The 19811-nt window shown below is 59.7% G+C and carries 18 protein-coding genes; 4 read left to right on the top strand and 14 right to left on the bottom strand.

What is annotated here, in order from left to right:
• Positions 1–6: 6 nt before the first annotated feature.
• From V1289_RS02415 to V1289_RS02440, 6 genes are all read right to left on the bottom strand, one after another.
• The gene (locus tag V1289_RS02415) at positions 7–1257 is read right to left on the bottom strand and encodes an alpha/beta fold hydrolase (RefSeq protein ID WP_334395471.1); all 1251 of its coding nucleotides are present in this window, start codon (positions 1255–1257) and stop codon (positions 7–9) included.
• Positions 1258–1418: 161 nt separating this feature from the next.
• Positions 1419–2267: a tryptophan 2,3-dioxygenase gene (locus tag V1289_RS02420; RefSeq protein ID WP_334395472.1), complete on the bottom strand. Its 849-nt coding sequence runs from the start codon at positions 2265–2267 to the stop codon at positions 1419–1421.
• Positions 2227–2679 carry a hypothetical protein gene (locus V1289_RS02425; RefSeq protein ID WP_334395473.1) on the bottom strand — a complete coding sequence of 151 codons (453 nt, stop codon included), beginning with the start codon at positions 2677–2679 and terminating at the stop codon, positions 2227–2229. Before V1289_RS02425 ends, V1289_RS02420 begins: the two co-directional genes overlap by 41 nt.
• 6 nt (positions 2680–2685) lie before the next feature.
• Complete coding sequence (locus tag V1289_RS02430; RefSeq protein ID WP_334395474.1) at positions 2686–3840, bottom strand: iron-containing alcohol dehydrogenase; 1155 nt, start codon at positions 3838–3840, stop codon at positions 2686–2688.
• Between the two features lie 13 nt (positions 3841–3853).
• On the bottom strand, positions 3854–5020 hold the full coding sequence (locus tag V1289_RS02435; protein ID WP_334395475.1) for a VOC family protein: 1167 nt from the start codon (positions 5018–5020) through the stop codon (positions 3854–3856).
• Between the two features lie 137 nt (positions 5021–5157).
• Complete coding sequence (locus tag V1289_RS02440; protein WP_334395476.1) at positions 5158–6114, bottom strand: LysR substrate-binding domain-containing protein; 957 nt, start codon at positions 6112–6114, stop codon at positions 5158–5160.
• On the opposite strand from V1289_RS02440, the gene V1289_RS49470 reads away from it, so the two are divergent.
• On the top strand, positions 6010–6579 hold the full coding sequence (locus V1289_RS49470; protein ID WP_442895936.1) for a glutathione S-transferase N-terminal domain-containing protein: 570 nt from the start codon (positions 6010–6012) through the stop codon (positions 6577–6579). The genes V1289_RS02440 and V1289_RS49470 overlap by 105 nt on opposite strands.
• Here the strand turns inward: V1289_RS49470 and V1289_RS02445 are convergent.
• Positions 6540–7952 carry an aldehyde dehydrogenase family protein gene (locus V1289_RS02445; RefSeq protein ID WP_334395477.1) on the bottom strand — a complete coding sequence of 471 codons (1413 nt, stop codon included), beginning with the start codon at positions 7950–7952 and terminating at the stop codon, positions 6540–6542. The genes V1289_RS49470 and V1289_RS02445 overlap by 40 nt on opposite strands.
• Positions 7953–8076: 124 nt before the next feature.
• Positions 8077–9795: a GMC family oxidoreductase gene (locus tag V1289_RS02450; protein ID WP_334395478.1), complete on the bottom strand. Its 1719-nt coding sequence runs from the start codon at positions 9793–9795 to the stop codon at positions 8077–8079.
• 117 nt (positions 9796–9912) lie between these two features.
• Here V1289_RS02450 and V1289_RS02455 point away from each other — a divergent pair, with 117 nt between their 5' ends.
• Both V1289_RS02455 and V1289_RS02460 read left to right on the top strand, forming a co-directional pair.
• Positions 9913–10938, top strand: coding sequence for a GlxA family transcriptional regulator (locus V1289_RS02455; protein ID WP_334407232.1), 1026 nt, complete (start codon positions 9913–9915; stop codon positions 10936–10938).
• 142 nt (positions 10939–11080) lie between these two features.
• Entirely contained in the window at positions 11081–11326 is a 246-nt protein-coding gene (locus V1289_RS02460; RefSeq protein ID WP_334395479.1) for a tripartite tricarboxylate transporter substrate-binding protein, read from the top strand.
• Positions 11327–11801: 475 nt separating this feature from the next.
• Here the strand turns inward: V1289_RS02460 and V1289_RS02465 are convergent, their stop codons facing one another.
• The 5 genes from V1289_RS02465 to V1289_RS02485 form a co-directional block, all read right to left on the bottom strand.
• Positions 11802–13049 (bottom strand): ABC transporter substrate-binding protein, encoded by a 1248-nt coding sequence (locus V1289_RS02465; protein WP_442895937.1) that lies wholly within the window; start codon positions 13047–13049, stop codon positions 11802–11804.
• A gap of 45 nt (positions 13050–13094) precedes the next feature.
• The gene (locus V1289_RS02470; RefSeq protein ID WP_334395481.1) at positions 13095–13970 is read right to left on the bottom strand and encodes a VOC family protein; all 876 of its coding nucleotides are present in this window, start codon (positions 13968–13970) and stop codon (positions 13095–13097) included.
• Positions 13967–15169, bottom strand: coding sequence for an FAD-dependent monooxygenase (locus V1289_RS02475; RefSeq protein WP_442896161.1), 1203 nt, complete (start codon positions 15167–15169; stop codon positions 13967–13969). Before V1289_RS02475 ends, V1289_RS02470 begins: the two co-directional genes overlap by 4 nt.
• Positions 15166–16788: an FAD-dependent monooxygenase gene (locus tag V1289_RS02480; RefSeq protein ID WP_334395483.1), complete on the bottom strand. Its 1623-nt coding sequence runs from the start codon at positions 16786–16788 to the stop codon at positions 15166–15168. The genes V1289_RS02475 and V1289_RS02480 overlap by 4 nt, the downstream gene beginning before the upstream one ends.
• A gap of 205 nt (positions 16789–16993) precedes the next feature.
• On the bottom strand, positions 16994–17872 hold the full coding sequence (locus tag V1289_RS02485; protein WP_334395484.1) for a fumarylacetoacetate hydrolase family protein: 879 nt from the start codon (positions 17870–17872) through the stop codon (positions 16994–16996).
• 131 nt (positions 17873–18003) lie between these two features.
• On the opposite strand from V1289_RS02485, the gene V1289_RS02490 reads away from it, so the two are divergent.
• A complete protein-coding gene (locus V1289_RS02490) occupies positions 18004–18765 on the top strand; it encodes a GntR family transcriptional regulator (RefSeq protein ID WP_334395485.1) in 762 nt (253 codons plus the stop codon).
• A gap of 44 nt (positions 18766–18809) precedes the next feature.
• On the opposite strand, the gene V1289_RS02495 is transcribed toward V1289_RS02490, so the two are convergent.
• Positions 18810–19811 (bottom strand): NADP-dependent oxidoreductase, encoded by a 1002-nt coding sequence (locus tag V1289_RS02495; RefSeq protein WP_334395486.1) that lies wholly within the window; start codon positions 19809–19811, stop codon positions 18810–18812.

The raw sequence follows: 19811 nt of genomic DNA on the forward strand, positions 1-19811 counted from the left end.
TAAGCCCTATGACTTAAAGAATCCGAGAAGCTCTCGCACAACGGCCTCGGGTTGGTCCTCGGGGACATAGTGGCTACTGGAGTTGACCTTTACGACACGCACGTCTGAAGCCTGTGTCGGAAGAAGCTCGCGCAGATAAGGGTAATTACGTTCACCGGCCAAGGCTAGAACTGGCGTTGCTATCTGGCCGTAGTGTTTGGCGTCAATGATGTCCTGTCCAAACGCCTGATACCAGCCGTTTCCAGCGCGGATCGCATCCGGCTGCGAGTACGCGGCGGCGTAGATCGCACGATCACGCTCCGAGATCGCAGCGGGATTTCGCAGTTGAGAATCGAAGAGCCAGTCGATCAGTAGCCTGGACTTCCCAGCCAGCAGTTGTTGCGGAAGATCCGGCAGTTGATTGAAAGCGAACCACCAGAGATAGACCGGATGGGTTGATTCCCCGGTTCCGCGGACCGCATGCCCGGGTGGCGGGAGCAGCGACAGTGTGTAGAGACTCTCTTCGGGGTGCGCAACGTCGATCAGGCAGATTTTGAGCGTCGCATCTGGATAGTTAGCAGCGAAGCTGTAGGCGACCATTGCTCCGATATCGTGTCCGGCGATGTTGACCTGCTTGTACCCGAGCGCTTGGGTCAGCTCGTGAATATCCTTGGCCATGCTCTTCTTGTCGTAGCCCAACCCCGGTTTGGCAGAACCTCCCATTCCGCGAAGATCAACCGCGATCACGCGGTGGCGCCTCGCCAGTTCCGGCATGATCTTATGGAACTCCCACCAAGTCTGGGGCCAGCCCGGCAGCAGGAGCACGGGCGTGCCTTTGCCACCCTCGACATAGTGGATGCGGGTGCCGTTCACTTCGGCATAGCCGTTCCTGAAATCACCGGGAAGTGAGGCGGCCAGCGCTGCATCCGAAGTATCTGCCCTGTTCTGTGATCCGCGTTCTGTACCTGCAAAGACTGGAGGGGCCGTAGCGATGCCAGCCGCGATAAAGAGTGCGGAAACCGCCATGCGGATCGGAGATCCGAATTCAGCCCGTTTGAATGGCGAGCGATTGGCCGAAGAGTGCTGCTCCCGTGGAGTGAAGGCCCTTCCAATCCAATGAAGGTCTACAAACGGAATGTGAGACTTGAAAAGGTCGCGAACGACAACGACTCCGTGGGGATTTCCTTTCTTCCACTGCTCGACGAATCGAGACGTGAGGTTACGCGAAACGGACAACTCGAGTAGTGGGCTGACCTCGACGACTGGAAGGGTCTTCATGGCTGCTCCTATTAGCTCTTCGGAGTCCCGGCACCGTGCCGCGGCTGATCCCCCAAATTTAATTTGCACCTGCCTCCGCAGAAGTTGGCTCTTCCGGTACGCATCGTTCACGTTCTCTGAACGATGATCAACAACCTGCTTCGTTCGCTCTGCCGGTACGCCTATGATTTCATGTGAGGACAAACTGGCGGTTGGTCGCCGATGAAGGTGCGGGCCGAAAAGAGTTCAGGAAAGGGAATCTCTTCCAGCGTCGGCAGAAGCCAAGACACAGCCGGGGTACCGAAATACGCCGATCTATTTCCGATTGTGCGACGTGTCGCCATGAGATGACGGTACTTCCAGGTTGTAAATTCCTCGGCGATGTCGGCCATGGTCTCGCCGAGCATTTTGACCGGCGGGTCGGTTTCGTAGGCCGCGGCCCACACCTTTTCGACCTCCGGGTCGGGAGCATAAGTTTTGGACGGGTCGCGCCTAAGCACCTCCGCAGGAATTTTAAACCCTCTCCTTGATAAGAACGCGAGCACATCGTCGTACAGGCTGGGCTCGTTCAGGGCCTTCTGAAGCTGTTCGAATCGATGTGGTTGCGGCTCGAAATGCTCCAGGTGCTGTTCTTGCTTGATGCCGAACAGGTAGACCATGTGCCGATAGGTCCATCCCTGAAGAGCCGTGTCTCGACCGTGTCTAGCTCCGACCGCCGCCAAAATCGGCATCAAGTCCGACGGGGTGATCCAAGATAGAGACCGCCAAGTCGCGTTCAGGGGTTCGTGGTGGTCCACCACTCTGAGCAAGGCTTCGTGAGCCTCCGCCAGATTGTCCTCGCGAAGACAGGCCTGAGCTGCCTGCATTTCCTTTACTATCAGCGCCCAATAGAGTTCTTGGACCTGAACGTTGATCAGGAAGGCATACTCGCCGGGATGGTCGCTCACTGTTTGCTGAAGCGTGTGTAGAATTTCGGTCTGCAACCATGCGCTATACGGGGTCTGGTTTGTATTTTGTTCCGTCTCGTTCATCTTTGTCCTCCTTGAGATTGTTTGATTCTGCGTTGCGCCTTTCGACCTCGATCGCGGCCTCGATGACTTCGTTGTCGTGTCCTCGATGACCGACGATCTGCAGGCCAGCGGGCAAGAGGCCATCCCTGCGACGCATAGGAACTGTAGCAACGGGATTGCCAGTCAAATTGAACGGAGCCATGTAGGCCATGAGCGCGTGGCGGACACCCTCCAGCTTCCTCGCGGTCCCTTCCCTGTATTTTCGGTCGCTTGCCGCGGCCGAGGCCGTCGCCGTGTCCGAAATTGCGGCGAAAGCATTGAGGTCGGTCGCGCACTGCCTGGCCCGATCAACAGCAATTTCCACCAACTGCCGAGAGGTTGCGCGACCAGACCGAAGACTGGCCAGCATCTCGGCGACGGACCAAGAATTCATCCTCGCCTACCAAATGCTTCTCAAGAGGTCGTCAAGCTTTCGATCCGCCCCCTCGCCAAGATCTTCGACTTCGTTCGGGTAGTTCTCACGCAAGAGGGCGGCGATTTCCGGGAGGGTTGAAAGACCAATTTCGAAGGACCTCAGCCGCGTCGGTAAGGCCAAGTTCGAAACCAGGGCTTCGATCCTGTCGGCCAGGACTAATCCACCCTGTGCATCGAATACGCGAAGCTTTTCGCCGTAGCGTGATGCGCAGGAACGAATTACCGGCGCAAGCGTGATGCAAGAAGTCATGCTATGGGGAAAACCGAAGGTCCCGCCGAGCACGTGACCGATTCGATGGCTCAGTCCGTAGATGACCGACGCTGGGTAGAAGTAACATTGCCAGGCTGCGAGTTGGAGTTGAAGGAGGTCTTCAAGACTGACTTTTCCTTCTTCGATCGCTGTGTCCGTCTCCAACTCATCCGGCCATTTGGCCAGCACGTCAAAAAATCTGCGCGCGCCGGACGTGGCCATTATCGCGTGAGGATGGTCGATATCAACCTCGCGCATACCCTCGACCGCGTGATCCATCCCCTTGATCGCCGACGAGAGCAGGAGAGATCGCGGAGTATTCAAAAGCAGATTGGGATCCAGCAGAACGACCCGCGGAACGGTTGCTCGCTCAGCGCGGCTCCTCTTGAACGGCCGCGCTCCGGACGTCTCGGTGACACCGAAGTAGTGTGAAAACTCGGAGCCGGATAGCGTAGTCGGAAGAGCGACAATTGGTAGATGACTTCCTTGACGGATGTAATGGAAGTGGGAGACCGCCTTCGCAGCGTCTAGAACGGAGCCGCCACCATAGGCGATGATCGAGCGGGCTCCCGTTCGGATGCATCGAGCGAGTGCTGCTTCGATCGCAGTATCCGGCGCGTGGGGCGGTAAGTCCGTAAAGACGCCGGACACCTCTTGAAGGTGCGGCAGGACCAATTGATTTGTCGAGGAGAAAAGACGCTCGATCGTAAATACAATCGGGCGCTCGACTCCATGTTGTGGCAGTTCCTGCAGCGCCTGGGGAACTATGCCTTGGCCCCAGCGCACCATGTCTTGCGGCAGACATTTCAGAAGTCCGTCTCGCTGCGAGGACCCATGTCGTGACTGCGGTGACAGGATCGGCTTTAGCACGACACGCGCTCCCTCAAGCGCGCAGTATCGGAGTCGGCGCGGGACGCAGAGCTATGTTGCGTTCGATTTCGATGCGCTGTTCCTCGATCGCAGGAGGCAAACACAGCTTGCGCCCGAGTTCACTGGCCGGCTCATCGATCGTAAGCTGCGTCGGCGTCGAGATGGCGCAGATGTGACCGTCAGGATCGTTGAAATAGAAGAGCTTGCTATACAGCGCATCTTGAACGTCGGAGACCCTGACGCCGGTGCGCTTCAGGCGCCCGTGTTCGTGAACAAGCGCAGCGTCGTTTTCCACCTCGAGCGAGAAATGATGGGACAGACCAGTCCCAAGGCGCCCGGGCGAGTAGCCCGGCAGGCCAAAGAATGTCAGGACTGAGCCAGGGGAAACCTCATCGTCGCAGGCGTAATAGTAGTGTGAGCCGCCCTTTTCGTCCAGATAGTCGGTCTTCTTGATCAAGCGGAGTCCGACCTTCTCCACGAAGAAGTTCTCCGTCCGCTCGGCGTTGGACGAAATCGAGGTAATGTGGTGGAAGCCCCGTAGCGCGAAATCTTCCGTGACCGTCGGCACGGGTTGAGGCCAGGTTTCGGCTGCCGTAAGAACCTCGTCACGTCCCCCGATCAGATTTTCCTTCGGCTGCGGGCGGAAGCCCGAACCGAGAACCGCTTCGTCGTGCCCGAACCCTGGTTCGGTCGTCGCGATCTCGATGATCGCCCCGTCGGGATCACGGAAATATACGGCGTGAAAATACTGACGATTATACGGTCCCGTGACGTGCACCCCGAGATCCGTGAGACGTCGTTTCCATTTCAGAAGGCCGTTCCTTGTCGGAACATGGAGGGCAAGATGATGGTTCGTTCCAGCTCCCCAGCGCCCTTTCGGATCGCCGACCCGCGGAGATGCGACGCCGGCGGACGTGGCTCGCGGATCGACGAAGCCGGCTTCCGGCATCATGTAGAATATAGGATTCCATTCGACATAGCTGATGGTGTGTCTCCGCTTCGGCTCGTCCTCGAACGCTTGAAATCCGAAAGTGATGACCGGCAGACGCGGATCGAGATGATGCACGGTCCTTTTCACGAGAGGAAGACCGAGCAGCACCGAGTAAAAGTGCTCGATGCGACCGAGATTGCTGGCTACGAAGACCTGATTGTTGACTCCGCCAATGACCATCTTGTTCATTTTAAACCTTCGCGGTTTGCGAGCCGCCCAAGCGTCTCTTCCCGCCGCAAAGATTGCAGTGCCATGAACGGACAGGAAGATGCCTGCCCAGGGACGCAGCGTCCAACTAATTGGACGAACGCGTTCCGAAATCCGAACTAACGCGCCCGTTTGCTCGGCGGCTTCGTTGGCGGTTCTTCGGCCCGGGCCGGGTCGAACGCGGTGATGCGTGGTATTTCCCGCGCGAGAAAATCGACCAACGATCGCACCGCAGGAAGGAGCCCGCGCTTGTAGGGGATAAGGGCCGAGATTCTGGCATCTGCGGCGATCCAACGAGGCAGTATTTGCTTCAGCCTTCCGGTGGCTATCTCATCTCGGCAAATGTAACCGGGCAACGCGACGATGCCCAGGTCGGCGCATGCTGATTCCTTCAGTGCAACCATATTGTTGCTTTGAAACCGAGGTGTCGTCTGGACGATGCATCTCCTTGCATTCGGCCCCGTCAAAATCAAGTTCGAGGCGCCGCTTCTGGCTATCGACAGAGTGTCATGCTGCGCTAACTCTTCCGGAGTCGCAGGGGCGCCTTTGGCATCCAGATATCCTGGACCGGCAAACAGGTACCATGGCGCACGCGCGATCGACCGTTGTACGAGGGACGAGTTTTGGAGGGGCGTAGTATGTCCCCGCAACGCGAGGTCGAAGCCCTCCGCAACGATGTCGACCAAAGTATCCGTGGTGATCTCGACGATCTGGACTTTGGGGTGCTGCTTTAAAAATACCGGGATCAAGTCTTTGAGAGCGAACTGCGCTATCTCGACTGCGGTTGTCATTCTGATTACACCGCTGGGCTCAGTCGCTCGCTGGCGGACGGCTTCTTCGGCAACTTCGGCCGTCTGCAGCAATGTCTGAGCGTAGTGATAGAACTGCGTGCCGACCTCGGTCATGCCGAAGCGTCGTGATGTCCTGTTCAGCAAGGTCACGCCTAAAGCGCCCTCAAGCTCTCTAACGCGATGGCTCAACGTGGATTTTGGAAGTCCAAGGGACTTGCTCGCGGAAGTGAAGCCGCCCCGATCGACCACCTGCACGAAATAAAAGACGTCTTTAAGGTCGAGCATGATGCCACGGTGGCGACGAGGCTTGAAGCCGGCGGAAGCCCAAGGCTGATCCTATCCTCAACTGCACCTCTAACTACCTTGCGCTATAAGATATTATGGACGCTTGTGCTTTTTGCTTCAACAGCCAGAGCCGGCGCAATCTTGGATTTGGCTAGAGGCGACACTCACCGGCCAGACTTCCGCAAGATTAGCCGGTTCTCGAGAATCCCGGCGCTGATGATCGACGACGGTCGCACAACCGTCGAGTCCGGCGCGATACTCACATATCTGGCGGAAGGCACCGAGGCCCGTCCTCTGGCGGCGCTGCGGCCGCCAGAGGAGACAGCGAATGAATTGCCGGAGGTCCGCGGACCCCTTGACGCTCAAGACGGCGGCGCGGGCCGGGCTCAGCTTGCCCCGCCGTCGCGAAGACGGCGGGATACGCATCAGGCCTGCTGCTTGGCCATATTGATGATCCTGGGCTGAGTATATTCCTCCAGGCCAGCGTGGCCCAGTTCGGTTCCGATGCCGGACTGCTTGTCGCCCCTGAAGGGAATGTCGGGCTGCAGGTTGAGATGCCTGTTGATCCAGACCGTGCCCGAATTGATTTGCGAGGCCACGGCGAAGGCCCGCTCGAGATTCTTCGACCAGACGCTGCCGCCGAGCCCGAACTCCGTATCGTTCGCGCGCGCGATGGCGTCTTCGACCTTGGCATAGCGCAGCACCGGCAGGATTGGGCCGAACTGCTCCTCCCTGACCAATCGCGTATCGTCGCCGATGTCGCGAACAATCGTCGGTTCGACGAAATAGCCCTTGCGCTGCAGAACATTGCCGCCCGCAACGATAACGCCGTCCTGTTTGGCATCCTTCAGGAAGCCCTTCACCCTCTCGAAATGCGCCTTATTCTGCAGCGGCCCGATCTGGACTCCAGGCTTGGCGCCGTCATCGACGACGGCCTCGCGGGCCAGCCGCCCGAGTTCCTCGCAGAATTCGTCATATTGTGAATCATGAACGTAGAGGCGCTTGATCACGACGCAGCCCTGGCCGGAATTGAAGGTCGCGCCGGCGAACAGCTTGGGCGCTATTTCCTTTGGATTGACATCGTCAAGCACAATGGCGGCGTCGTTGCCGCCGAGCTCCAGCGTGAGGCGCTTCAGCGTGGGGGCCGCACTTTCCATGACTTTCCGGCCGGTCGCAGTCGAGCCCGTGAATGCGACTTTGGCGACGTCCGGATGGCGGGTGAGCACGTCCCCAAGATCGTTGGCGTCGACAATGATGTTGATCACCCCAGGCGGCAGAATATCAGCGCACAGCTCGCCCAGTTTAAGCGCCGCCAGCGGGGTCGTCGCCGCCGGCTTGGCGACAACGGTGTTGCCGGCAAGCAGCGCCGGCGCGATCTTCGCGGCCAGAAGGATCATCGGCACGTTCCACGCCGATATCGCTCCGACCACGCCGAGCGGCATGGGTTGTTCGATGATCTTCTGGGACGCATCCTCCTTCAGGATCCGAGGCGCCAGGTCGAGACCCGCATAATAGCGCATCGCGGCTACGACGGCCGCCATTTCCAACACAGCCTGCGCGATCGGCTTGCCATTTTCCGCCGTCAGGATTTCCGCAAACTCGGCCTGACGGACTTCAACCGCATCAGCCAGCCTGTCCAGCAGCGCGCCGCGGTTCCGCACGGGCGTCTGCGACCACCGCGGAAAGGCGGCTTTGGCCGCGGCGACGGCCTGTTCGAGTTGCGCGCGGTCTGCCCTGGGCGCCACGGCAACCAGTTCCTCGGTCGCCGGGTTGATCACATTCAGCGCCATCGCGCCGGACACCAACTTCCCATCGATCAAAAGCTTGTAGTCGCTCATCTGTCTATCCTCCAATTTGCGGCAGGGACCGCCTGGAACCATTCCCGGCGCGCCTGCCTTCACGGATTTCGTCGTTCTGAAGAAGTTCGAAGCGCCGCCGCAGCGACGACGCTTCGCGCTGTGCTCAAGCCTTGAGGATATCGGCCATGCGCTCGCCTATGATCACGCAGGGCGCTTGGGTGTTGCCCGTGGTGACGCTCGGCATGATCGAACCATCGGCGACGCGGAGATTTTTCACCCCGTAGACCCTCAGTTCGGCGTCCACGACGGAGAGATCGTCCCGACCCATCTTGGCGGTGCAGGTCGGGTGATGCATCGACATCGCCCCGTCCCGGATCAGGTTGTCGAGCGCCTCGCCGGCCAAGGGGCCGGGCAGGATCTCGCGTTTGACGAAGGGCTTCATCGCCTCGGAGTTGCCGAGGTCGCGGACGATCTCCATGCCCCGGCGCAGGGCGGCGAGGTCGCGCGGATCGCTCAGCATGTTGGCGTGAATCTCGGGCGCCTCATGCGGATCAGCCGACTTCAGCCGCAGAAAGCCGCGACTTTCCGGACGAACCAGCGCGGGGCTGATCGACCACACGTTCTCGACGGCATGGCGTCCCGTTACCTCGGACAAGTAAGGAGCCTCGACGTGCCAAATATGCAGGTCGGGTGTGTCGAGTTCCGGACGGCTCCTGGTAAAGAGATTGGCCTCTGCTCCATTGTTGCGGACGGGGATCGGTCCCGGCGCCTCCCAGAGACCGCCGCCGATGATCGGGTGATCCTGGAGGTTCTGGCCAACGCCGGGCAGATGGGAAGCAGTGGAGATACCGAAACGATCGAGCTGGGCGCGGTCGCCGATGCCCGACAGCATCAGCAGCTTCGGGGTCTGGATGGCGCCCGCCGACAGCACGACTTCGCTTGAGGTCTTGATCGCACGGATCTTGCCTTGCCACTCGAATTCCACGCCAGTGATGGTGCTGCCTTCCAGGGTAAGGCGATTGACATAAGCACCGGTCAGCACGGTCAGATTGGGCTGGTCCATTACCGGGTACAGGTAGCTCGACGGAACGTTCAGCCTACGGCCATCGCGGATGCGAACGTTGGTGATCGCCGCGCCGCCCGGACCTTCCTGCATCACGCCGTTCTGGTCCGCGAAGGTGGGGATGCCGAGCGACTCGGCGGCCTTGAGGAAAGCCGGCGCGATCGAACCAGGATTGGGAGCGGGCTGCACGAAGACCTCGCCGCCGCTACCGCGTCGTTCAGGGTCGGGGGCGCCACGCCAGTCCTCGATTCGCCTGTAGATGTCGAGGATATGCCGATAGTCCCAGGCATCGTTGCCAACCTGCTCGGCCCAAAAATCGAAATCGTTCTTGTGACCGCGGGCCCAGACCATAGCGTTGATGCTGGTGCCACCGCCGAGGGCCTTGCCCATGGCCTGAACGATCGAGCGATTGTTCACGCCTGGGCTGCGCTCCGCGCCGAAATTCCAATCGAACTCGCCGCCTTGGTTGAAAAACCAGGTCTCGGTAATCAGGATGCCGGGCTTCAGATCATCGCCGCCGGCCTCGAGCAGCAGAACCTGCGCATCGCGGTTCTCTGCCAAGCGCCGCGCGACAACTGAACCGGAAGCGCCGGATCCAATCACGATGTAGTCGTAGGTTGATCGCAGATTGGCGCGGCGAGTTGCTTGGTTGGCGGCTATGGCCTCGAACTTCTCGGCAGCGTCACCGACGGCGGCGGCGGGGAGGCCCAGGCCTGCGGCCCGACCGACGAACGTCTCGCGATCGATCTCGCCAGCGAGCAATTGCCCTTCCAACAGCGCGATCTTCACGCCCTTCGAAGCAGAAGAGGTATCAAACATGGTCTTCCTCCTGGCGGCAGGGTCGCGGCTACCGCCCGGCCCGTGTGATTGACAAGCCGACGTTAGGCGTGGAATAACTTGTCTGAAATGACATATACCCCTAGATTTCAGCCAATGATGACCAACAACGATCCGCTCGCCCGCTGTGCGCTTTTCGTAGCCTTCGAAGGGATGGGGCTGCTCGACCTCACCGGTCCGCTCACGGTGTTCTGGTCAGCGTCGAAGTTCATGGAGCAGCAGGGCCGGCACGGCTATGCCCGTCACACCGTCAGCCTCGACGGTGGACCGATCCTGACGGCCGAGGGGGTGACGATCGAGACGGCGCCGATATCGCAGTTCGAAAGTGTGGAGATCGACACCATCGTGGTTCCAGGCGCGCTGGACATGGAGCCTACACTTGCCGATGGTCGCTTGGTGCGCTGGCTGGTAGCCCATGCGTCCAAGGCGCGGCGAACCGCTTCGGTCTGTGGCGGAGCCTTCCTGTTGGCCGAGGCCGGTCTGCTTGACGGCCGTCGCGCTGTAACCCATTGGGCCTCATGCGAGTTGCTACATCAGCGCTACGAGAGCCTGACCGTCGAACCCGACGCGATTTTCGTTCAGGACGGTCCGATCTGGACGTCGGCGGGGGTCAGCGCCGGCATCGACCTCTCCCTGGCTCTTGTCCAGGCGGATTGCGGTCGCGATATCGCCATGCAGGTCGCCCGCGAGCTGGTGATCTACATGAAGCGGCCGGGCGGTCAGTCGCAGTTCAGCGAGCTCCTGCAATCCCAGACTTTGACTTCGACGGCTTTCGAGAACCTTCATATCTGGATCTCGAAGAATCTCAGCGACGAACGGCTGAATGTCGATCTGCTCGCCGAACACGTGGGCATGAGTTCGCGAAACTTCGCTCGAAGCTACAAGGCAAAGACCGGCCGCACTCCGGCCAAAGCAATCGAAGTGTTCCGGCTGGAAGCCGCCCGGCGCCTGCTGGAAGAAACCGAGCACGGCGTCGACCGCATCGCCCGCAGCTGCGGTTTTGCCGATGAAGAACGGATGCGCACCACGTTCCAACGCCACTTGGCGATATCGCCACGCGACTATCGGCGCCGGTTCTCAACCCGCTCAATAGCGGCTACGGCGAGCGCACGTAAGGAGGCTTGAGGCGTAGTTGACCGTTGAACGACGCCTGGTCAACGAAAACGCCTGCCCACTCATCGGAACTACGCCTGAACGGCGAACTTCAGCAGGCGAGTTCGGAGACGACCGGCCCGGCGACGCCGGTCTCGGCCTTCGCCATCAGGCCGTGCAGTTCGGCCTCCCGGGTGCCTGGCTTGCCCTACTCGCGCCGGCCAACACAAACAAGGCCGTAATTGACAAGCTTTATGCCGCGATGGCGGAAGCGGTGAATGATCCCAAGGTGCGCACCCTCTTCGTCGAGCAAGGCGCCGAACCGCTTGTCCTCGACCCGGAAGAACTCAGAGATTTCATGGCATCGGAAAGTGCCAAATGGGCCGCGATCATCGGAAAGATCGGAATTGAACCAATGTGATCGCGACCAAAGCGGTGCGAACTGCCGAACATTGCGGGATTTCGGCATCCGGTTCGCGCGCTACGCGTCAAGCCGTGGCTGGCTGCAGCGGAGGACTCTCAGTCGGGTGATACGCAAACGAAATAACTGGACAATGGCGCCCGTCCCGCTGCACAGTATGCGTTAGAGTCGCCGATGTTGCGCTACAGTTCCTTCGACGATCCCGTTCCTGTTGCCGAACGCTTTGCATCTCTCGCTTAGACCGCTCAAATCGATCGGCGCAAATACCCAACCCTTGGCGAGATCACTACCTTCCGAAACATCGGCCTGCCGCGGACGCTGCACCGCGTTCACTTCAACCTGCTGACTTTGGTTGTTGCTAGATTTTCTTTGATCTCCCGGTGCACACATCGTGTACACGCCGCCTTCTAACTATTTGAAAGGATTAAACTCTCGCTCCAATCCATCATGGGCTAGTTTGAGCTAACTAGAGCCATCATTTCTCGCTCAGCGTCCCTTCAATGACAGAGCCAAACCTTACCCAGTTCTGGCCATCGAACTTCTGCAATTGCATCTGTTCGATCGGGTAGTGGTCGGCTGGCGATGTGCTCAACGTAACGTCCGGAAGCAGCATGTCGAGATGAACTTGGTTCAACGCCTCGGCCTGCCTCATGATGTTAGCGCGTGTAAGGTCATCCTTGCACCGCCTGAGTACTTCGACCAGCGCCTGGGCGGCATTGTATCCATAGACCACATAGAAATTGTTTTTGTCTTCTCCCGGCATGTATTTGGCCATGAAATCGGAGAATCTCTTCAAACCGGGGTCATCTTTCCAGGCCGCATCGGCAGGATCCTTGCTGTAACTCGCTGTGATGATGTCCCTTGCGTTTTCGAGGCCGGCGGGTTTTAGGACGGCGCTGATCGATTGCGAGTTTCCATGCAGGATATGCACGGGCTTCCAGCCGATCTCCGCCGCTTTCTTAATGGCTTGCGCCGCAAATTTCGCCGAGGCGAAATTGACGAAGATGCTTGCGCCCGAGAATTTCAGCTTCACAAGTTCGGAATCGATCGTCGGCGCGCTCGTCTCATACGTGACTTCGGCGACAATATTGCCGACCGCATCGCCGAGACCGTCCTTCAAGCCCTTGATATTGTCACGTCCGAAGTCGTCATTGGACGAGAGAACGGCAATCTTTCCACTGGGATAGTTCTCGCGCAGGTACCTGCCGTAGATGCTTGTTTCGCTCTGGTAGCTTGGCTGGAAGCCCATCGACCAGGGATAGGTCTTGTGATCGCCGAAGATGGTTCCTCCGGCCGCGATGAACAGCTGCGGCACCTTTTTGGCGTTGACATATTTGATAACCGACATGGTGGTCGGCGTGCCGAGTTGATTGAAGAGAAGCAGAACCTCGTCGCTTTCGATCAACTTGCGCGTCTGCTCCACCGTCTTGGGAGGACTATACGCATCATCGTAAGAAATGAACTCGATCTTGCGTCCGTTAACGCCACCCTGTTCGTTGATCATCTTGAAGTAGGCGCCTTCCGTTCTGGCGACAACGCTATTCGAGGAGAGCGGCCCGCTGTAGGGAGCAGTATTGCCAATCTTGATGATCGCATCGGATGCGCCGGGATCATACCGCTTCTCCACTTGGGCCGTGCTAGGCGCTGTAAAGGCCAATCCGATAAAAATCGTCAGCCCGATATCAAAACAAGCGAACCTCGCTGCGCGCGCGTGCCGGGACATCTCTCTCCTCGTAATTTGATATTCGATCGACAGTCGACCAGGTCGTTAAGCTGACTTCAAGTCGAAGTCGAAACGAGTTCCCCACGTCGTCAGCTGCTCAAGCGTCCACACGCGAGGACGTTGGGGAAACGCCTCATGCCAGGGTCGCGGCTCAAAGATATTGAGCTCCGGAACGATCACATCCATGTCGGTGTAGAGCTCGATCAGAAAACGGCTTGGGTCGTAGTGGTAGGAAGCGAGGTTGTGGCCCGCGGTGTGCCGTGACGGGCCCCAGAGGATTGGATGGCCTTCCGTCGCAAGAAAATCCGCCGCATCGTGATGCGCGGCGCGACTGCGCAGCTCGAAGGCGAGATGGTGAAGCCTGGCTTCTGGCGCCGCGATGATATTCAGAACGTGGTGATCGTGGTTGCAGGTCAGGAACGTCGCTATCCCCTCGAACCAATCGGTCGTGCGAAACCCGATGGCCGAACAGAATTCCACGAGTTTCTCGGCCTCCGGGGCCATCAGGGCGACGTGTCCAAGACGCGTTGGAACGACCCCCGAGGTACGAAAGCCAGGGCCAGGCATGGCCATCTCCGGCAACAAGTGGAGTGTGTGCCCCGCAACGACGACCTCCACCAGGACGGGAACGCCCGGCCGGGCGTCGGTTTTCTTTTCGGCAGACAGACCGAGACCGCGGAGCGACCTCACGGTGTCGTCGGCCGTTTCTTGGTCGATCCTCAGGCCGAGTGCCGTGAGGCGCTTATGGGGCGCCGACTTGATGGTGATGTTGTGGTGATCCAGACCGAGGCTGAAATACGTGCGGCCGTCGGATCCACGCTCGGCAGGAGTTGCTCCGAGCACGCGGTCGTAATATGCGACCTCCTGTTCCGCAGCAGGCGTATCGAGATCGACATAGGCGATTTGGAAAGCGCGGGTCATAGTTTTTCCTCCAGCGTCGCCGCGACGGCTTCTGCGTCGTAGCCATAAAGTCTGTTCATTGCCTCAGGGCTGCCGCGCACACCTCGCGTGGCGAAGACGTGATCCCTCTCGAGCTGTTGTGGTCCATCCTGCAGGTGGAAGCTCGTGGAAAGGGCGCGGGATCTTTCCTGCACCTCGGTCGCGCGCGGCTTGCGCAATGTGACGTAAGCTCGAAACGCCGACGGAATGTCGAAGGCTACGTGTTTTAGGCAGGCCGCCAGCGCTGTGCCGTCCTCGATGGCCTGCGCTGCCCCCTGCGCCATGAAAGGCAGCATGGGATGGCACGCGTCCCCCAGCAGCGCGACACGCCCCTGCGTCCATTCCGGAAGTGGATTACGATCGAACAACGCCCATTTGAACGTCTCATCGACCGCCGTGAGAATCGTCGCAATTTGCGGATGCCACCCCTCGTAGTTCTTTGCGGCATCGAAGATCGAACCGCGGTCGGACCATTGTTCCCGCGTCCAGGTCGCCTCTTCGCTGACCGCCACAAAGTTCAGGAATCTACCTGAGGAAACGAAGTAGTGGACAAAGTGTCCGCCCGGCCCCACCCAGTTCGTGACATCGAGCGGAAGGCCGAGATGCGCGACGCGTTCGGCGGGCGCGAGCCCCCTGTACGCGATCTGCCCCGAGAACCGCGGCTTTTCCTCGCCGAACAGGCGCTCGCGAACTTGGGAGTGGATTCCGTCGGCCCCGATGAGGAGATCGCCGCGCTCGGACGTGCCATCCTCAAAGTGGGCGGTCACGCCTCTTTCGCCTTGCTCGACATCGACCAGACGTCGTCCAAGCTTGATCTCCTTGCGACCGAACGCGTCCGCCAGAAGGGCGACGAGGTCAGCTCTGTGGAAATGGTAGTAGGGCGCCCCATAACGGTTCTCGATCGAGTCACCCAGTTCTTCGCGCCCCAGGACAAGGCCGTCCTCCCAGCGACGAAAGACGATCGCGGAAGGGCGAACGGCGGCCCGCGCCATGGCGTCGGCAAGCCCATAGCGGCCCAGCAGCCGGGAGGCGTTGGGGCTGATCTGAATGCCGGCGCCAACCTCGCGTTGCGCCATCGTCTGCTCGAACAAGGAAACGTCGAGGCCAGCCCGACGCAACGCGATGGCAGCCGCCGTGCCGCCGATACCAGCGCCGATCACCAGGGCATGAAGCGGCTTCACCGTTCCGCCCCCCAGCCGAGAGCCGTCGCGAGGATCGTGTCGGCGTTTGGCGTCTTGCTGCCCGTTCCGCGCCACGCAATGTGATGGTCGGGCCGCACGAGCAGCATGTCCTGTCCGTAAACACCCTTCAGATCGGGTTCGTCGAGTTGCAAGACCGACAGCGGTATCTGTCGTCGCGCCGCAGCGTCGACAAAGGGCGACAGATCGCCCCCGCGGAAATCGATCAGCGTGAAATGTGTACCCAGTCGATCGTAGAGCGCCGTACCGTCTTTCAGGAACGCGCTGGGCAAGCGGGCGCCAGGCGTGGTCGTCGGCTTGTAGACAGCCGGATCAAACGGAAAGGCAGCTACCGGCCCGTCCGCGACGATCGGTGATCCTTCGTAGATAAAGCCGTGTTCGATCCCGAACCATTCGTTCTCTCCGTTGCCAAGCTTGGCGATCTTTGCACCGACTTCCGCCCGGCGCACGGGATTTTCGCTGCTATCGCCTTCCAACAGGCCTCCATAGGCTTCAGCAATCTGCATTCGCACCTGCATGTGGCGCCCGGATGCGTCGCGATTTCGTGCCGCTACGGGACGCCGCTCGATTTCATACGACGCGAGGAGGCCGGGCCCGCCGAAGCCCTGGAGCGTCGCCGCCAGTTTCCAACCGAGGTCAACGGCATCGCCGACCCCGGAATTCATCCCATAGCCGCCTGTCGGGATGAACTGATGCGCGGAGTCGCCTGCGAGCAGGGCGCGTCCCTTGCCATAGGTTTCGGCGACCAGGAGGTGCGGCGTCCACGCATTCGCGACCAGAATGTCAAAGGGGAATGGCCGGCCGGCATAAGCCTCGACGAGAGCGCGTGGATCGAGCTTGGTCGCGTCCTGGCCGGGAACCACAGGCACGTGAACGGTCCAGATATCATCGTCGTTCTGAGCGATCATCGTTCCAATCGGCGATTGATAGTGCCAGGCAACGCCCCAGCGCTGCAGCAGATCTCGCTCGGTCGATCGAAAGTGGATCATGTAGAGTTCGCCGACGCGCGTCTGTCCCTCCAGCTGGATGCCCAGCCCTGCCCGAACGCGGCTGGTACCGCCGTCGCAGCCGATTAGATACTGACAGCTTACCTGCTCTTGGGCGCTACTCCCCTGCTCCCGCAGGACCGCGACGATACGATCATCCTTCTCCTCGAAACTTTCGAAGGCGACGCCGAACCTCACCTCGACTTCCGGACGAGCATCGATGGATTTCTTCAGAACGGGCTCGATCTCGACCTGTGAGACGCGCATCGGGGACTCGAGCGGTTGGGTGCCGTCGTTCTTGATGCGGATTTGTTTTCGAAACTCGCTCGGTGCCATGTATCGAAAGCGATGCAGCTCATATCCGGCGAGACTTGTGATCCAGGAAACGTCGAAAGGATGATCTTCCCGCACCGCAACATTTCGCAATGCCTCTGACAGGCCGAACCGACGGAAAAGCTCCATGCTGCGGCTGTTGGTGATGTCCATCTTCGGGTGACGGGTCGTCGTCGCATTTTTCTCGACCAGCATGGAGCGGATTCCGAAATGGGCCAGGACGTTCGCAAGCGTCATCCCGACGGGACCGCCCCCTGCAATCAGAACCGGAACCGATTTCATTCTTGCCTCCCAATACGACCGGCGAACGCTCTATGTCGTGCTGCCGCCTTCGAATGACGCCGATCAGAACCTGGCCTGCTCGGCTCCTTGAAAACCAAGCATTGCGCGAAATCGCTCGCCGATGTGACTTCGGCCATGATTTCGTTCTCCTGGACAGCCGGCACGATATCCGCCCGAGCCTACGGGTAACGACGTCGACGGGGGTTCAGGCCGCCGCACGGACTGCATCTTCGCCCTCCTGCGCAATCGGATTGCGAAGAACACCCAATCCTTCGATCTGGATCTCACACACGTCGCCGGGCTTCATGTAGAGAGGCGGCTTGCGTGCAGCGCCGACGCCGGACGGCGTGCCGGTCACGATAATGTCTCCCGGGAACAACGTGATGCCCACGCTGATCAGAGCGACCAACGTTGCGACATCGAAGATGAGGTCGGAGGTTGACGCCTTCTGCATCACCGTTCCGTTCAATCTCGTCTCGAGTTTCAGGCCGCTGGCGCCGGACGGAAGTTCGTCGGCAGTTACAAATGCCGGCCCGAACGCTCCGGTGCCGTCGAAATTCTTGCCCATGGTCCATTGCGGCGTACGGAACTGATAGTCCCGGACCGTACCATCATTGAAAATCGAATATCCGGCGACATGGTTCAGAGCCGTGGACTGGGGGATATGGCGGCCGCCGCGCCCGATGACTGCGACAAGCTCCCCTTCGTAGTCGAGCGCTTCCGAGACATTCGGTCGCACGATCGGCGCACCGTGCCCGACGAGGCTCGACGAGAACCGGCCAAAAAGCGTGGGGTAGTCAGGCTGCTGGATGCTGCTTTCGGCCGTGTGGTCCGCGTAGTTCAATCCCACACAGATGATCTTGCCGGGTGAGGACAGCGGGGGAAGGAACGTCACCGCTTCCGGATCGATCGGCTCCCCTTTGAGAAGAGCTGCCGCGAGATCCTTCAGCCCGTCCTTTCCACCGGCAAGCGCGCTTTCAAGCCGGCCATGCGTCGCGCCGTCATCAAGCCCCCAATGTCGACCGGCTTGATCGGCCACCGCGAGGCCACGTGTTCCGTTTCTCTCATAAGCGATGAAGCGCATGGGCGTTTTCCTCGATGTGTCCTATCCCTATATCGCAATAAAATGCATATTACAATAGATCGTGCATTATTTTTGAAGTGTGCATATTATGGCTGACGCCAGTCACCCCGTCTGTTATGGCTATGAGGACCATGGAATCGCCGACAAGTCTGACCCACGGAGCCTATGCGGAGCTTCGGTCCCAGCTGCTCGCGTGCCACTTCGCGCCCGGAGAGAAGCTGAAGATCGACGACCTGTGCCGTCGTTTTGCGGTCGGATCGAGCGCCGTGCGCGAGGCCCTCTCGCGCCTCGCATCGGAGGGGTTTGTCGTCAGCGAACCTCAGCGAGGTTTCCGTGTGGCGCCATTGTCCATCGATGCCCTTCGCGATCTCACCGACGTCCGATGCAGCATTGAATCACTGTGCCTTCGAGGCGCGATCGAGAAAGGTGGAGTCGAGTGGCAATCCCAAGTCGTCGCCGCCCTGCATCGCCTGACACACACGCCGGTGTGGGCAGACAAGGCTACGCGACGCTACAGCGACGAATATGCGAAGGCTCACGAGATTTTTCATGAAGTCCTCGCCGCGGGATGCGGCAGTCCCTGGCTCCTTCATTTGCGAACGATCCTTTTCAATCACTCCGAACGCTATCGCTGGTTTTCCGGCCCGTTGTCGAAAGTGGACAGGGACCTTGACAAGGAACATCGCGAAATTGCGGATGCCGCTTTGTCGCGAGACGGCGAACGCGCGGTCGCGCTGATGAACGAGCACTTGCAAATGACCGCAAAAATCATGCTCGACGCTGTATCGTCCGGGCGCGAGCCGGCTGAGAAATCCGCAAAGGTAAAACCAAGCGAGGCTCACGCGCCTGAAAGCCTGCCTCGGAAGCGCATGCGCGGTGCATCATCCGCCTGAGGATGTACGGCCGGGTCGCAACCGATCGATCAGCGTTGGAGCCGCTACAATTTGATGACCAACTTCCCGTGGTTCTCCCCGGCGTAGAGCATCGCAATCGATGCGGGAGCGGCCTCGATACCTTCTTGCATGTCCTCACGATACTTGAGCTTTCCCTCGCGAACCCAACCGGCGAGCGCCGCAACGGCCTCTTCATACCGTGGAGCAAAGTCGGTGGTGAGGAAGCCCTGCATGATTGCGCGCTTTACGAGGAGATGCCGCTCCGGCCGCGGTCCCTCGTTCCAGGGATCCCAGCTCGCATATGAGGCGGTCCCGCAGATAGCAATCCGCGCTCCCACATTGATCTGCCGAAGAACGGCATCGTGAATAGGGCCGGACGTATTATCGAAAAATGCGTCCACCCCATTGGGGCAAAGGCGGACGAGCGCCTTTTCCAGATCCGCAGTCGACTTGTAGTCGACGGCAGAATCATAGCCGAATTCTTCAACGCACTGTCGCACCTTCTCCTGCCCTCCGGCGAACCCGATCGCATGACAACCCTTGATCTTCGCAATCTGCCCCACCGCGGAGCCAACCCCGCCGGCGGCCGTCGAGACCACGACAGTGTCTCCTGCCTTCGGTCGGCAGACGTCCAGGAGACCAAAATATGCCGTCAAACCGTTCAGTCCAAGCACGCCCAACGAGAGCGAAAGGGGAAGGTCATCTTCAAGGACCTTCCGCATGACCTGCTGCGGTTTGACTGCGGCATAGTCCTGCCAGCCGAATATGCCCATGACCTTGTCGCCAACTGCATAATCAAGGTTTCGCGATTCAATTACCTCTCCGACCGAGAACGCGCGCATGGTGTCGCCAACTTCTATCCTCGGCCAATAGGTGCTCTTATCGGCAATCCATCCGCGCATTGCCGGATCTGCCGATAGGAAGATGTTGCGAACAAGGAACTCGCCGTCCGAAATCCTCGGCACCTCCGCCTCGCGAAGCGCAAAGTCCGTCGCCTGTGGAATTCCGTTGGGGCGTGAACACAACCATACTTGCCGATTTTTCAT

The sequence above is a fragment of the Bradyrhizobium sp. AZCC 2289 genome (assembly GCF_036924615.1).
Lineage (GTDB): Bacteria > Pseudomonadota > Alphaproteobacteria > Rhizobiales > Xanthobacteraceae > Bradyrhizobium.

Bases quoted from the DNA above. Each gene is read 5' to 3' on its own strand.
- V1289_RS02465 (WP_442895937.1), bottom strand. From the start codon at position 13,049: ATGTCCCGGCACGCGCGCGCAGCGAGGTTCGCTTGTTTTGATATCGGG.
- V1289_RS02490 (WP_334395485.1), top strand. From the start codon at position 18,004: ATGGAATCGCCGACAAGTCTGACCCACGGAGCCTATGCGGAGCTTCGG.
- V1289_RS02445 (WP_334395477.1), bottom strand. From the start codon at position 7,952: ATGAGCGACTACAAGCTTTTGATCGATGGGAAGTTGGTGTCCGGCGCG.
- V1289_RS02495 (WP_334395486.1), bottom strand. From the start codon at position 19,811: ATGAAAAATCGGCAAGTATGGTTGTGTTCACGCCCCAACGGAATTCCA.
- V1289_RS02440 (WP_334395476.1), bottom strand. From the start codon at position 6,114: ATGCTCGACCTTAAAGACGTCTTTTATTTCGTGCAGGTGGTCGATCGG.
- V1289_RS02485 (WP_334395484.1), bottom strand. From the start codon at position 17,872: ATGCGCTTCATCGCTTATGAGAGAAACGGAACACGTGGCCTCGCGGTG.
- V1289_RS02470 (WP_334395481.1), bottom strand. From the start codon at position 13,970: ATGACCCGCGCTTTCCAAATCGCCTATGTCGATCTCGATACGCCTGCT.
- V1289_RS02450 (WP_334395478.1), bottom strand. From the start codon at position 9,795: ATGTTTGATACCTCTTCTGCTTCGAAGGGCGTGAAGATCGCGCTGTTG.
- V1289_RS49470 (WP_442895936.1), top strand. From the start codon at position 6,010: ATGGCTCAACGTGGATTTTGGAAGTCCAAGGGACTTGCTCGCGGAAGT.
- V1289_RS02420 (WP_334395472.1), bottom strand. From the start codon at position 2,267: ATGAACGAGACGGAACAAAATACAAACCAGACCCCGTATAGCGCATGG.
- V1289_RS02415 (WP_334395471.1), bottom strand. From the start codon at position 1,257: ATGAAGACCCTTCCAGTCGTCGAGGTCAGCCCACTACTCGAGTTGTCC.
- V1289_RS02425 (WP_334395473.1), bottom strand. From the start codon at position 2,679: ATGAATTCTTGGTCCGTCGCCGAGATGCTGGCCAGTCTTCGGTCTGGT.
- V1289_RS02435 (WP_334395475.1), bottom strand. From the start codon at position 5,020: ATGAACAAGATGGTCATTGGCGGAGTCAACAATCAGGTCTTCGTAGCC.
- V1289_RS02455 (WP_334407232.1), top strand. From the start codon at position 9,913: ATGACCAACAACGATCCGCTCGCCCGCTGTGCGCTTTTCGTAGCCTTC.
- V1289_RS02480 (WP_334395483.1), bottom strand. From the start codon at position 16,788: ATGAAATCGGTTCCGGTTCTGATTGCAGGGGGCGGTCCCGTCGGGATG.